Origin of the sequence: Neisseria animaloris (assembly GCF_900637855.1) — a bacterium.
Classification (GTDB): domain Bacteria; phylum Pseudomonadota; class Gammaproteobacteria; order Burkholderiales; family Neisseriaceae; genus Neisseria; species Neisseria animaloris.
In genome coordinates this window covers 1,137,855-1,151,685 of record NZ_LR134440.1, presented here as the reverse complement: position 1 = coordinate 1,151,685, position 13,831 = coordinate 1,137,855, and the positions used below count along the sequence as shown (strand labels likewise).

The window sequence follows — 13,831 nt, the reverse complement described above, 5'->3', positions numbered from 1 at the left end:
TTTGGCCGCATCAAGTATGCACACGATGTTTGAATGTGCGTTACAATACAAGTATTTTGTTAGCTCAGCATAAAGGAATAAACCATGTGGGAACAAAAATGGGTTATTGGTAACTGGAAAATGAACGGTCGCTTGCAAAACAATAACGCTTTGATGCACCGTTTCCGCATCTTACCTCCTGTTGACCGTGTGGTTATCGGTTTGGCAGCCCCCACGGTTTATCTGCTGCAACTGCATAACGCCATGCAGATTGTGTTGGGCAACCGCATCTTGACTTGTGCCCAAGACGTAAGCCGTTTTGCCGGTAACGGTGCCTATACCGGCGAAGTGTCCGCCGAAATGATGGCAGATGTGGGAGTGGATATTGTTTTGATCGGCCACTCCGAGCGCAGTTTGTATTTTGGCGAAAAAAATGAAATCCAACGGCAGAAAATGGAAAATGTGTTGAATGTGGGATTGATTCCGCTGCTGTGCGTTGGGGAAAGTTTGGAGGAACGGGAAGCAGGGCATGCGCAAGATGTCATTGCACACCAACTTTCTATTTTGAAAGGGTTGGATACTAAAAAAATAGTTGTCGCCTATGAACCGGTATGGGCCATCGGTACGGGCAAAGTGGCCACTACCGAACAGATTGCTGAAATGCATACTTTTATTTACAAACAAATCTTGTCATTGTGCGGGGATGATGTTAAAATCCGCATTCTTTACGGCGGAAGTGTCAATGCAAACAATGCAGCCGATATTTTTGCCGTGCCCTGTGTTGACGGTGCCTTGGTTGGCGGTGCATCATTATCTTATGATTCGTTTACCGCCATTATCAACGCCGCACAAGAATCATAGAGATTATGGAAGCTTTTAAAACCGTTATTTGGATTATCAACATTTTTGCCGCCCTTGCCGTAGTAGTGCTGGTTTTGATGCAGCACGGTAAAGGTGCAGATGCAGGTGCCACATTCGGTTCGGGCAGCGGTAGTGCGCAAGGTGTATTCGGTTCGGGTGGTAATGCTAACTTTTTGAGCCGTAGTACGGCAATTGCTGCTACTGTGTTTTTTGTAACTTGCATTGCGATGGGTTATATTCATACCCATTCGACCAAGCATGGCTTGGATTTTAGCAATGTACAGCAAAGCAGTCCTGCGAAAAACCAAGGTGCGCCGGCGGGTAATCCTAACCAAACGCCAACTGCTCCGCAGAAGTAACAGTGAAGTTTCCGTAATTTAAAGTTTTATGCCGACATGGTGGAATTGGTAGACACGCTATCTTGAGGGGGTAGTGACCCTAGGTCGTATGAGTTCAAGTCTCATTGTCGGCACCAATCGAAGAAAAAAGGCCGTCTGAAAATATTTTCAGACGGCCTTTTTATTGTTTGAAATGATAGTTGCTTTTGTTGGAATAGAAGTGTCTTTTTATAAAAAACTTCTAGTCTGATTGATTTAAAACGGACTTTTACGGCTGCTGTTGGCTATCATCTCGTACCCGCAAAAAAGTAGGGAATCTGGGTGTACCTTTTTGAGTGAATCCTCGGTAGCGGTAAGTAATGATGCTGCCGATGGCCGGAGGATTGTTGCGGTCGGCATCTTTGAAGCCGCTGCCTATACGAAATTCGCCATGTTGGTTGACACAACTTAATGCCCCTAGTTTACCTGCGTATTTGCCTTTCCCCTCGTGATGTTTGGTTACGGTGCATTCGGCATCATGTTTGCTTTTGAGTTTTAATAAATAGGGGCTGCGACCGATGGTGTAGGGTTTGTTGGGATGGCGCAGCATTATACCTTCTCCGCCTTTGGCTTCAACCACTTTTAAAAACTTCATCGCGTGATTGATATCGCGTACAGGAGTTTGCGGAATGATAGTAATGGGAGCTTCGGGATGTTGTGACAGCCATTGTTTTAAGACGGCTAAGCGTTGGTGAAGGTTGCCTTTTGCTTGGGGAACGTCGAAAACATGTAGCTTGATGTTACTCCAATTGCCCGAATGTGAACGTACTGTGGCAGAAATTTGTTCGAACTGCCCGCGTTGGCTGAATAGTTCGCCATCTATCGGGTAAGGAGGGAAGTTTCGGGTATAGTCTGGGGGAGGGGTAAATGCATATCCTTGGCGGCTGATGAGTTGTGTACCGTTCCAGTAGGCTCGCACTCCGTCAAGTTTTTCACTCATGGCCCAATTGATAATGTTTTGATTTTTATATTCTTGTGCGAGCAGTAAATCGGATGCTGCCGTGGCGGCAGAGGTAAGAAATAAAAGGTAAAGAGGTATGATAGTTTTCATGATTTCCCTGTACTATTTAATAGTTTTGATAGATATTATTACAAATTTGCTAAAAAATAAAGGAATCGATAAACATGCCTTTGCAATGTGAAATAATTGCGGTAACTCCATTTCGTCAAAATTGCACACTCATTTGGGATGATGAAACCCGTGAGGCCGTCTTAACTGATGTGGGAGGTGATGTGCCGTTTTTATTGGAAGAAATCAATAAGCACGGCTTGGATTTGAAGGAGATTTGGCTGACACACGGGCACCTTGATCATGCGGGGGGCGTGGTGGAAATGCTTTCTCATCAAAAAGTACCGGTGTTGGGGCCGCATGACGACGATTTGTTTTTGCTGGAGCAGCTTCCTCATATAACAGCGCAATATGGGTTTCCTGTTTCTCCGTCGTTTGCTCCTACCCGTTGGTTGCATGAGGGAGATAGGCTTACTGTGGGGCGTTATACGTTTGAAGTGCTGCATATCCCCGGCCATACCCCCGGCCATGTTGTGTTTTATTGTAAAGACGCGGAATTATTAGTGGCCGGAGATGTCTTGTTTTATGAATCAATCGGTCGAACGGACTTTCCTCGTGGAAATCATGCCGATCTGATTCACAATATTACAGGCAAACTGCTGGTGTTGCCCGAACAAACCCAAGTAATTCCAGGGCACGGTAGGATGACAACCATCGGACATGAAAAACAGCATAATCCGTTTTTGCAGCCTTAAGGCCGTAGTTACGGTAACGGCGGCAGTCAAGCTGCTCTGGGCATATGGTGTTATGTAATATTGTTGGTGGGTATGTTTTACATATCTGTTTAACAGGGTGTTTTAACATCATCAAGGAGTGATTATGTCTTTCGATTTGGGTAATTTATTGCAAGGCAAGCTGGGGGGTATTTTAGGCCAATATTTGACCAGTAACGGTGAGAATGCTGAAAACAGCATGAAAGCTGCCGGAGTAGCCCTGCCTGCCGTTATTGCGGGGTTGGTTAAGCATGTCGGCGATAATCCTGCCAACGCAGCAGGTTTGTTTGATCTGATTAAAGGGGCTACCGGAAGCCAGTTGAGCGGCGCAGTGGAACAAGCCGGCGAAGGTCGCGGCTTAGAAGGTTTGGCCGAGTGGGGTAAAAGACTTCTACCGAATTTACTGGGTGGCAATGCGGCTGATGTAGCCGATCAGATTTCACAAGAAAGCGGAGTATCGAAAGCATCGGCCGGTTCACTCCTATCATTGGCTTTGCCGCTGGTGTTGTCAGTGTTGCGCGGTAAAGTGCAAGATGATGATATGACTCAAGGGCAATTGTTGGGCTTGCTGGGTCAACAGCAAAGCTGGTTATCGAAAGCTTTGAGCGGTGGCATGTTGTCAGCTTTGGGAATCGGCAGTTTGAGCGGTTTGTTTGGCAGCCTTTCCCACTTGGCCGGCGGATTGGGTGGCGTAGGAGCAGGGGCTGCCGGTGCTGCTGCGGCTACTGCTGCCGGTAAAGGCTCCGGTTTGGGTAAATGGATTGCTTTGGCGTTGGCTGCTTTGCTGGCTTTATTCGCGTTCAAGAGCTGTGGAGGTAAAGAAGAATCGGCACAGATACCCACCGCCGAAATGTCAGCTTCAGCAGCTTCTGATGGAGTGGAGAGCATGGCTACTGCTTCTGCAGAAGTTGAAGCTGCATCTCCTGTGATGCCGTCTGAACCGGTGGAAGCATCCCTGCCGGCTATTGCTCCGGTTGCTTCCGAAGCAGAAGCATCGGTACCGGAGGTTGTGCAAACAGAAACGGCAGATGTTGCCCGTGTAACTTATGAAGACGGGGTGGCTAAGTTCTATTTCACTACTGCCAAATCCGATGTGGCTGAAGGTGCGGAGGCGATTGTGGCCGATGTAATTGCTGCCGGTAAAGAAGGTAAGAAATTGGTTATTAGCGGTTTTGCCGATAGTACCGGTAATGCTAAAGCCAACCAGCAGTTGTCTAAAAAGCGTGCCGAATCGGTAAAAGCGTTCTTTGAGGCTCAGGGCGTAGAGGCAAAAAACATTGAACTGCGTAAACCTGAGAGCACTACTGGGGCGATCGGTAACGATGTAGAAGGCCGTCGTGTTGAAGTGAAAGTGGAAGGTTGATTTAATCTTTCTAATGATAAGGTAATTACAGAGGCCGTCTGAAAATTTTTCAGACGGCCTTTTTGATGCTGTGGGATTACGAGATTGAAGTTTGTGCTTTATCGCCGTTCCATGGTGCTACTTTAAAGAGTAGTAACATACCGGGTACTGCTAGGAAGAAACAAAGCCAAAAGAAGTTAACGTAGCCCAGCCATTCAATCAAATAGCCGGTGGTGGCATTGATGAATGTACGGGGTACGGCGGCAAGGCTGGTAAACAAGGCTAATTGGGTAGCGGTAAAAGCGGGATTGGTTTCCCGTGCCATATAAGCCACAAACGCGGCTGTTCCCAGCCCGACTCCGACGGCTTCCGCGCCGATGACACCGGCCAACATCCAGCGCTCTGTGGCGGTTACTGTTTCAAAATGGCCGAATCCTGCCAGCCATACAAATCCTAAAATCGTTATGATCTGCACGAAACCAAATAGCCATAACGCTTTATTTATGCCTAATTTCAACATCCAGATGCCGCCGATGATACCGAAAATAACTGCGGGCCATAATCCGGCATTTTTGGCAATCAAGCCGATATCGGTTTTACTGTATCCCATATCGAGATAAAACGGCGTAGCTAATGCGGTGGCCATGCTGTCGCCGATTTTATAGAGAAAAATGAATGCCAATACCAGTAGTGCTTGTTTTACACCTTTGCGGCTGAAAAACTCATAGAAGGGATCTGCTACGGTTTGCTTGAAGGTTTTAGGAGAGGAAGGTGGTAAGTCCGGTTCTTGAGCAAGGAATAACGTCATCAGCAGGCCGGGTAGCATAAACAGTGAAGTAATTAAAAAAACATTGTGCCATGGCATAATGTCTGCCAGCACTAGAGACAAAGAGCCCGGAATCAATGCGGCAATTCGATAAGCATTAACGTGTATGGCGTTACCTAAACCCAGCTCATTGTCAGTTAGTATTTCCCGCCGGAGAGCATCAAGAACGATGTCTTGGCTGGCAGAAAAAAATGCCACCACCACGGAAAGCCCCATAATGATAGGGATATGTTGTTGCGGATTTAAGAAAGCATAAGCAGCTAATGTCAGTAGCAGGCCGATTTGCGTAACCAACATCCAACCGCGCCTGCGTCCTAAAAAGGGCAGGCGTACGGCATCCATGATGGGCGACCAGATGAATTTCCAAGTGAAAGGTAAGCCGATCAAGGCGAACAGACCGATGGTTTTTAAGTCGATATGTTCACTACGCAGCCAAGCGGGAATCAGATTAATCAGAAAATATAAAGGAAGGCCGGAAGTAAAGCCGGTAAAAATACAAATCAACATGCGACGGGAAAAAATCTGCCGCATAACGCCGGATGTGTTGGATGACATGAATGCTCCCAGAATTTGTGCTGCAGAGTAGGCAGGCATCTTGTGTTTGAAGCTGTATTGTAGCAATGAAGGATGGAGGCCGTCTGAAAATATTTATTGAATATATAAAGAATAATTTTATGGCTTACAGTTAAATTAAGTGAAAATAAAGATAATAAAAAAAGAGCTCGCATAGCAAGCTCTTTTCATAACTAACCGTTACATTAGAATTTATGACGTAGGCCAACCAAACCGGCAGTGTTTTGGTATTTGGTGTTACCTTTACCAGTTTTCAACCAACCGGCAGAAACCAGGGCAGTAGTACGTTTAGAGAAATCGTAGTCAGCACCTACAATAACTTGATCGTATTTACTGTCTTTAATAGAGGGTTTTTTAGCTTCGGATAGGTTTTTAACATCCCAACCATGTGCATAAGAAACGCGAGGTGTTACATTACCGAAGCGATAGGCACCAGTTACGGCAACTTCTTTAATTTCTAAACCTTGTAAATCAGGGTTATTGCCAATATCTGCACCAGTAAATGCACGGTTATAGCTATCTACGTTAGTAAAGCCTTTGTCGTATTGAGCACCTACTGCTACAAACAAGTTGTTTGCATCGTAACCACCTTCGATACGGTGAACATGGCCAGTTTTACCTTTACCGCTCAGTAAGCCTTGGGCATTTACTCGACTGTAAGCATTTTTCTGAACACCGACACCATATTGTGCATAGAAACCAGAATTTTCATAATTTAAACCGGCATGGTAAGCATCTCTAGCAGGTTGTTCGTGTTTATATTTGTCGTCAGGGTTAGCATTGTCACGAGGAGTGTATTGAATGTTAGCACTGAAACCACCGAATACAGGAGTGTCATACTTAATAGAAGTTACTTTTTTACCGGTACGAGTGAATACACCCAAGCCTAAAGCAGGGTTCTCGTACTCCCACGGATCTATTTGGTCCATGTCGTCCAGTTGGGTAGCCAATTTACCGGCACGGATTTTACCGAAACCACCTTCCAAACCAATGAAAGACTCACGACCAGCCCATTGACCACCACCGGCAACAGAAACTTTGTTTTCAATTTGCCAGATAGCATTCAGACCGGAACCGATGTGCTCATGACCTTTGAAGCCGATACGTGAACCGAAATCAGCGATTTCAGAGGCAGTTTTGGATTTGTCTTTATTTGCGCCAGAACCTGTTTTAATTTTAGAAACTTCTACACCAGCTTTGATTTGGCCGTACAGAGTTACGTCGGCAAAAGCAGCTACGGGCAGAGTCGCCAGAGTCAAAGCAATCAGAGTTTTTTTCATTGCTGTATTCCTTTTCTATCGTTAAGAAAACAAACTTAAATGGGAGGGTATGAAATCCATCTAAGCTTTTGCACTCATCGCAAGGTTAGCGATTTCATGTCTGCTAATATAATTGCTTCGTTGCAAAAAAACAAACTTTATCGGCTTCTGTTTGGTGTGTTTGCAACATAATGTGTGTTGTTTCTTCCACACATCTTAATTAAATTTAATAAAATCAGTGTATTATAAAATTTTAGCTATTTTTTTGCAGTATTGCAACAAGTTGTCATTTTTTGTTGTTTTTTTGGCAAATAAAGCTGTAGAAGCTTGGTTTTACTGGCTTGGATGGATATTACAAACTAGTTGAAAAGCTTCAGATGGCCTGGTTATCACAGGTTGGTAGGTAAGGTTTATAAGATAGCCGTTGGGTATGAACCGATGATTTTGATGAATGAGGCTCTTTCATCTAATTTTGTAAGAGCGGTTTGTACTTTAGGGTCGTCTTTATGGCCTTCTATATCGATAAAGAACAGATAATCCCACAATCCTGACCGGCTGGGGCGGCTTTCGAATTTAGTCATGGAAATGCTTTGTTCGGTAAATGGTTTAAGCAGGTTATTAACGGCTCCCGCTTTGTTGGGCGTGGAAATAACAAGTGAGGTTTTATCGCAGCCTGTGGGCGAAGTGGTTTGGTGGCCGAGCACGAGGAAGCGGGTGGTGTTGTTCGGTTCGTCTTCTATATTATCGGCTACTTTGGTCAGTTGGTATAGTTCGGCGGCGGTTTGTCCTGCAATGGCGGCGACGGCGGCATCGCTTGATTCGGCAGTTAAGCGGGCCGCTTCTGCGTTGCTGGATACTGAGATGCGTACGGCATCTGGTAAGTGGCGGTTGAGCCATTCGTGGCACTGGGCAAGTGCTTGTGCATGGGCATAGATTTTCTTGATGCCGTTTTTTTCACTGCTGTTTTTGCGTAGCAGGTGATGATGGATGCGCAGTACGACTTCGCCGCAGGCTTGCAGAGGGGAAACGGACAGTAAATCGAGCGTGCGGCCTATGCTGCCTTCGGTAGAGTTTTCTACGGGGGCGACAAGGTAATCGGCTTGACGGGCCTCAACTTGGCGGAAACATTCGTCGATAGTCAGGCAGGCTTGGGTGTGTGCGGCATGGCCGAAATGTTTGATGGCGGCTTGCTGGGTAAAGGTACCTGCGGGTCCGAGGTAGGAAATGGTTAACGGGCGTTCGACGGCGAGACATTCGCTCATGATTTCACGGAAAAGGCGGGCGACGGCTTCGTTGGGAAGAGGGCCGTGGTTGAGATTTTGAATGCGGTTTAAGACGGCCGCTTCCCGTTCGGGGCGGTATACCGTGCCGGTGCCTTTGAGCTCGCCGATAGCGCGTGCATGGCCGGCGCGTTGATTGAGCAAATTGAGAATCGTGGCATCGATTTCGTCGATGGCATTGCGGTGCGGTAACAGTTTGTCGTCGGAAGACATGGTATTCCTCTTAATCTTATCTTTTGTATAGATGGTGGATTTTAGCACCATTGAGGCCGTCTGAAAGGGCATTCGGTTTTAAGGGGTTGATGCTGTATTTGTTTTCAGACGGCCTCTGTTCGGATATGGCAGATAAACTTGATTTTTACTACGGCGTTGCTGCGCCTTGACATACTACTTATATTTCGTTTTTGAGATTTTCGTGCCAATCGCGGTGTGAGCACAGCCATAACAATACGATACCGCAAACGGTTGATAGCAGCATCATGCCCGACATGACGGTGGCGGTGCCGTTGTGCAGCCATGTGGTAAACATGCCCATTAAGGCCCCGATTACTGACTGGCTCACGCCCAGTACGGCATTGGCGCTGCCTCCTTCTTTTCTGAAATAGCTCATAAATCCCGCCTGTGTGTTGGCTGTTACCAAACCTTGCGTGCCGACGGAAATCATGACGCAGCCGACCAGCAGCCACATGGGGGGCAGTTTGAAGATTAAAACGGACACAAACATCAGGGTGTTGGCGGTAAATTGGATGATGATGCCCCAAGTCAGGATTTTTTGTGTGTGGGTGCCTCTCTTCAGCCGCCATGCGGTGATGCGGTTGAAAAAAGCCATGGTAATGATGTTCATACCGAATACCCATGCGTAGGTGTGGGCGGAAATGCCGTATAGCTTCATGTAGACGAATGATGATTCGGTAAGGAAGGAAAACATGGAGGAAAAGCTGAAGGCTTGGAAAAACAGATAGCCTAATGCGGGAGTGGTACCGAGTACGCGGCGGTAGCGGCCGGCGACATTGCGGAAAATGCCGAAGCCGATGGCTTCCGTGGCGTTCGGTTTGGCGAGAAAACGATATAACAACAGCCAAACGGCAGTGGCATAAATACCTAAGAATATGAAAATCGCCCGCCAGCCGCCGATGCTTTGCAAAACTGCGCCGATCATCGGGGCGATTAGCGGAGCGGCCATCATGATGATGCCGATTAAGGCGAACATTTGCGCGGCTTTTCTGCCTTCGTAGTTGTCGCGTACAACCGCGCCGACCACGACTACCGTCATGCCCGCGCCGAAAGCCTGTACCAACCGTAACAGCAGCAGTTGTTCGCCGGTTTGAACCAGAGCAAGCCCGATAACGCTGGCAATATAAATCAGCAGGCCGGTAAGTGCGACGATACGGCGGCCTTTGATATCGGAAATCGAACCACCGATAATCTGACCGGCGGCAACGCCGAACAGAAAGGTACTCAGGCTTTGTTCGATACGGTGAATGTCTGCATTCAGACTTTCCGCCATTGTGGGAATGGCGGGCAGATAGGCATCAACGGAAAAAGGCATTAAGGCAACGAGCATGGCTAACAGTGTGGCCATCTGTTTGTCGCCGAGTGTTTGCGGGGCAGGGGGCATTTAATGTCTTTCGGGCAGGCGTAGTGAATTTTTAATCCCTCGTGCGGAACATGCGGATTCGAGTGCTTGCTTCACTACTTATATATAAAGAATAAAATCGGGGAAAAACGTACAATGAAACCGCCCGAAGGCGGTTTGTTTGTGATGAAATTATACGCTGCTTTGAGGCCGTCTGAAAACCGAGCGTTTTTCAGACGGCCTCAAGTTACTTTATATATAGTATGGGGACGGCATTTTAAGACGGCTTTTTATAGTATGGAAAAATCTTACTGCATCTTGTTCAAAACGCCCATTGCGACACGCAATAAATGGCAAGCCCCACCAAGCCGCCGACTAAGGTGCCGTTGATGCGGATAAACTGTAAATCGCGGCCGACGCTGAGTTCCAGTTTTTCGACCATTTGCGTGCTGTCCCAGCCTTTTACTTTGTCGGATACAAACAATGCGGCTTTTTCTTTGTGGCGCATCACAAAATCGCGCACCATCAGCGAGATGCGCACATCTGCGCGGCGCATAAATTGCGGGTATTTCGCCGCTTGAGCGAGCATGTGGTCGAGAAGTTTGTTTAATTGCGCCAACCATAGGGAATCCGGTTTTTCCACATCGTGTTCCGTCCATGTTTGCAGACTTTGCCAGCTTTGTTGCAGGATTTCCTGCAAAGCAGGGGATTCGGCAAAGTGGTTTTTTTCACGCTCCAGTTTTTTATGCCACAGTCGGGAATGGCGCAGAGCTTCCGTGATGCGGTCGAACTGTTCGTCAAAATTTTGGCGGATGCGGTGGTTAGGGTCTTTTAGTGCGGCGGCAAGATAGGAATCCGCCCATTCCAAGGCTTTTTCAGATACCCAGCCGTCCACTTTGTCTACCAATGTGCCTTTTAATGAGGCTTTCAATCTTTCCCATGCGCCGGGATTGTCGCTTTTGATTCTTGCCGCCCATTCGTACAGGTTTTGTTCCAGTAGGGCGCGGGTTTCGGGGTTTTTCAGCCAGCGGCGGGTTTGTTTTAAGACGGCCGTAAACAGGGTTTCGTGCAGCCCTTGGGTTTTTAAGGCGGAGAGGCCGTCTGAAAGCGTTTTGCCGATTTTGTCGCCGCTGTATTGCTCGGTAAGAAGTTGGCTTAAAAAGCGGGATACTTGTTCGGGTTTAGCGATCTTGATAAGCGGAACCAATTGTTTAGTCAGCCACGGCATCCATTGGGTACGAGTTGGCTCGGAAGCCAGCCAGTTTAATAGCTTTTCGCTCGGTGCCGCTTGATAAACGCGTAAGGCGATGGGCTTGCTTTGCAGGAAGTTGTTTTCGATAAAGCGCCCGAGCTCGTCAGCAATGCGGTGTTGATTACGCGGCAGAATGGCAGTATGCGGTATCGGTAGCCCCAGTGGGTGACGGAATAGGGCGGTAACGGCGAACCAGTCGGCCAATGCCCCCACCATTGAGGCTTCGGCAAAGGCTTTCAGGTAACCGAGTGCGGGATATTGTTTGACATAGATTGCCGATACAGTAAACAGTACGCAAGCCGACAACAATAATCCGGTGGCCAGACGGCGGCTTTTTTTGAGGCGAGCGCGGGCTTTTTGCGTCCGTACTTCTGCAGACAGCGTGTGCATAGGCTGCTCCTTTTTCGTGTGCTGTTGCTTTTGCAACAACACGGTATGCGGCATATTTATTATTACATGTGTTTTATTCGGTGTGGTTAGGAAGTGCTAAAGATTAGAAATATATTTGTTATGGTAAGTTTGGCCGGGGTTTAAAGATACGGCCGAATGGTTTTCTTTTGTATCATTCCAGCCGTGCTTTGATGTTTACGATAATGGCGACGGCAGCTCGACAACATCTACTTTATAGCCTTTCAAGGTGTTGTGGTTAAAAAATATGAAGGTTTTGTTGTTTTTGGTTTTTTTACCCAGAACATACATATCCCCATTGCAAGCCAAAATGTAATATTGCTGGTTGTCGAAGATAATTTTGTCATAAGTTGTTCGGAAATATGGCCGTATATATCCAATACAGAATGCCAATATTGTGAAATACAGAAAAATGAATACTGTAAAAATGAAAGAGTGTTGCTCTTTATTTTTAATTTTCATAATGTCTAGGGAAAAAGTATTGCCGGTTTTGTGAAATATGGCAGATAAGATTAGGGCAACGATGAGAAAGAAGGCAATAAATTTCCCCGATATATACCCTGCGAAAATATAAAACTCCACGACAATCGGAAAGAACAAAACAGATAAGAGGATGAAAATTCTCAAGCAGCCGATATTCTGAAATAAATTGCTTCTTTTAACTCCCCGGAGCAGAAGATATCCGATGCCGTATCCTATTATCAGGGCGAAAGAGGTAACGCAAACATATGCCATGCTCCGAGCAACGCTATCCGGCCCTTTTGCAACGTGCCACCATGGATAGCCGTAATAAAGGGCTTCTCCCCAACCGTAACAATACGTGGTCGCCCAACTGGTTATGCCTAAGAAGGCTACAGAAACTGAAGATTGAATGAGTTTTGTCCAACTTCTCATTATTAAATAACCGTAATATATTTAAAGTAACCATAATGAAAGAAACGAACCTATAATTTTGATTGAATTTGTGTGGAAATGTAAATAGAGTAAAAATTTTTATTCCATATTTTTTGATTTAAATCTAATTTGCATTATTTTCATTGCTGAAAATAACAACGGTTTTTGTTTTAAAGCAGATAAGATATTAACTCGTGCATTGTTTCCGTCTGGTTTTATTCGGATTAGCAATGGTGCGTACTTAGATATTTTGAATATGGCTTGAAATAGCGGATTGTTGTTTATATTAAGTCTGATAGAGTGATGAAATTTTAATCAATTTTATTTTTTATCAGAGAAATAAAGGTTTATCTATCTTATGCACAGGCAATACACATTTGGATAAACAGTTTTGGTGGTTTGTATGGTAATTTGCCTGGATTTTAAGCAATAGAGAATTTCTTATATGATTCAATTTCAAACTTTATTTATCCACAAGCTGTTCACAAGGTTATGGGCAATTTTCGAGTATTTTCAATTAAGTTGGGGGAATGATGTAAAAAAACGGCGGCACATCGTTTGAAGTACCGCCAAGCTGCTTGTTTATGGAGAGCAGAAAAGGAAACTAAAGAAGATAATCAACAACCAAAAAGCATATTATTTTTTCGCGCAACGGAAACCGAGGTTGTTCAGTACAAACTTGGCTTGCAGGCTGGTGCGGATACCGTAGCGCATGAATGCAGCGTAATCGCTGGGGTCGGCAGAACCAGCCGCTGCGCCGCTGCAAAACATATTGTTGCCCGCCGCCGCGTTGGAACTGAGCAGGCTGCTGTTGAAGTCTTCCGTCCATTCCCAAATCAGGCCGTGCATATCGTAAATGCCCCAATAGTTGGGTTTGCTTTTGCCTACGTCGCGCAAGCCTTTTCTGCTGCCTTCCGCATACCAGTCGAGAATGATGCGGTTATAGTTTTCTTCCGTAGTGCCGTTGACTTTGGTAGTCGAGGCTTGTCCGGCGAATTCCCATTCATCCATTGTCGGCAAGCGTTTGCCTTGTGCATTGCAGTAGGCATTGGCGGCAAACCACGAAACATTGGTTACCGGTTTTTTCAAGTCTTCCGTTTTGGGGGCATAACCGTTACCTCTTTTTACCCAATGGCGCAGATAGCCTTGTTCGGCCTGTTTGCTGCCGACTTTGCCGTATTCCCATTGCGGATGCTTTTGCACAAAATCGGCGAAATCGGCATTGGTAACCGGTAATACGTCCATTTGGAAGGGCTTGACGACAATCATGGGCGTATCTTTTTTCAGATACAACGGGCGATAGCTGCCTCCTTTTACTTTAACCATGTCGGCGGCAGCAGCCGTGCCTGCGGCAAGCATGAAAGCGATGAGAAACAGTTTGGCTGTGTGCATGGTTTGGCTCCTGTCAGTTGCCTGTTTTCT

12 protein-coding genes and 1 tRNA gene are annotated in these 13,831 nt (G+C 46.3%); 5 read left to right on the top strand and 8 right to left on the bottom strand.

All coding sequences use genetic code 11. The features are described 5' to 3' along the window. The first annotated feature begins 84 nt into the window (after positions 1-84). From tpiA to EL216_RS05395, 3 genes are all read left to right on the top strand, one after another. Complete coding sequence (gene tpiA / locus EL216_RS05405; protein ID WP_085389237.1) at positions 85-840, top strand: triose-phosphate isomerase; 756 nt, start codon at positions 85-87, stop codon at positions 838-840. Positions 841-845: 5 nt separating this feature from the next. Further along, complete coding sequence (gene secG, locus EL216_RS05400) at positions 846-1,199, top strand: preprotein translocase subunit SecG (protein ID WP_085389238.1); 354 nt, start codon at positions 846-848, stop codon at positions 1,197-1,199. Between the two features lie 30 nt (positions 1,200-1,229). Next, positions 1,230-1,315 (top strand) — tRNA-Leu (locus EL216_RS05395). 131 nt (positions 1,316-1,446) lie between these two features. Here EL216_RS05395 and EL216_RS05390 read toward each other — a convergent pair. After that, complete coding sequence (locus EL216_RS05390; RefSeq protein ID WP_085389239.1) at positions 1,447-2,268, bottom strand: DNA ligase; 822 nt, start codon at positions 2,266-2,268, stop codon at positions 1,447-1,449. A 74-nt stretch (positions 2,269-2,342) separates the two neighbouring features. Between EL216_RS05390 and EL216_RS05385 the strand changes: the two genes are divergently transcribed. Together EL216_RS05385 and EL216_RS05380 are read left to right on the top strand one after the other, a co-directional pair. Further along, on the top strand, positions 2,343-2,981 hold the full coding sequence (locus EL216_RS05385) for an MBL fold metallo-hydrolase (protein ID WP_085389240.1): 639 nt from the start codon (positions 2,343-2,345) through the stop codon (positions 2,979-2,981). Between the two features lie 124 nt (positions 2,982-3,105). Then, positions 3,106-4,362 carry an OmpA family protein gene (locus EL216_RS05380; protein ID WP_085389241.1) on the top strand — a complete coding sequence of 419 codons (1,257 nt, stop codon included), beginning with the start codon at positions 3,106-3,108 and terminating at the stop codon, positions 4,360-4,362. A 76-nt stretch (positions 4,363-4,438) separates the two neighbouring features. On the opposite strand, the gene EL216_RS05375 is transcribed toward EL216_RS05380, so the two are convergent. The 7 genes from EL216_RS05375 to EL216_RS05345 form a co-directional block, all read right to left on the bottom strand. After that, entirely contained in the window at positions 4,439-5,722 is a 1,284-nt protein-coding gene (locus EL216_RS05375; protein WP_197720445.1) for an AmpG family muropeptide MFS transporter, read from the bottom strand. A gap of 203 nt (positions 5,723-5,925) precedes the next feature. After that, complete coding sequence (gene porB, locus EL216_RS05370) at positions 5,926-7,020, bottom strand: trimeric porin PorB (RefSeq protein WP_085389242.1); 1,095 nt, start codon at positions 7,018-7,020, stop codon at positions 5,926-5,928. A 389-nt stretch (positions 7,021-7,409) separates the two neighbouring features. Then, complete coding sequence (gene pheA / locus EL216_RS05365; protein ID WP_197720451.1) at positions 7,410-8,540, bottom strand: prephenate dehydratase; 1,131 nt, start codon at positions 8,538-8,540, stop codon at positions 7,410-7,412. A gap of 130 nt (positions 8,541-8,670) precedes the next feature. Beyond that, entirely contained in the window at positions 8,671-9,897 is a 1,227-nt protein-coding gene (locus EL216_RS05360) for a multidrug effflux MFS transporter (protein ID WP_197720444.1), read from the bottom strand. A gap of 280 nt (positions 9,898-10,177) precedes the next feature. Next, complete coding sequence (locus EL216_RS05355; protein ID WP_085389569.1) at positions 10,178-11,497, bottom strand: DUF445 domain-containing protein; 1,320 nt, start codon at positions 11,495-11,497, stop codon at positions 10,178-10,180. 195 nt (positions 11,498-11,692) lie between these two features. Then, positions 11,693-12,409, bottom strand: a complete 717-nt coding sequence (locus EL216_RS05350) for a hypothetical protein (protein WP_085389244.1) — start codon at positions 12,407-12,409, stop codon at positions 11,693-11,695. A 636-nt stretch (positions 12,410-13,045) separates the two neighbouring features. Then, positions 13,046-13,801 (bottom strand): formylglycine-generating enzyme family protein, encoded by a 756-nt coding sequence (locus EL216_RS05345; RefSeq protein WP_085389245.1) that lies wholly within the window; start codon positions 13,799-13,801, stop codon positions 13,046-13,048. Positions 13,802-13,831 lie beyond the last annotated feature (30 nt).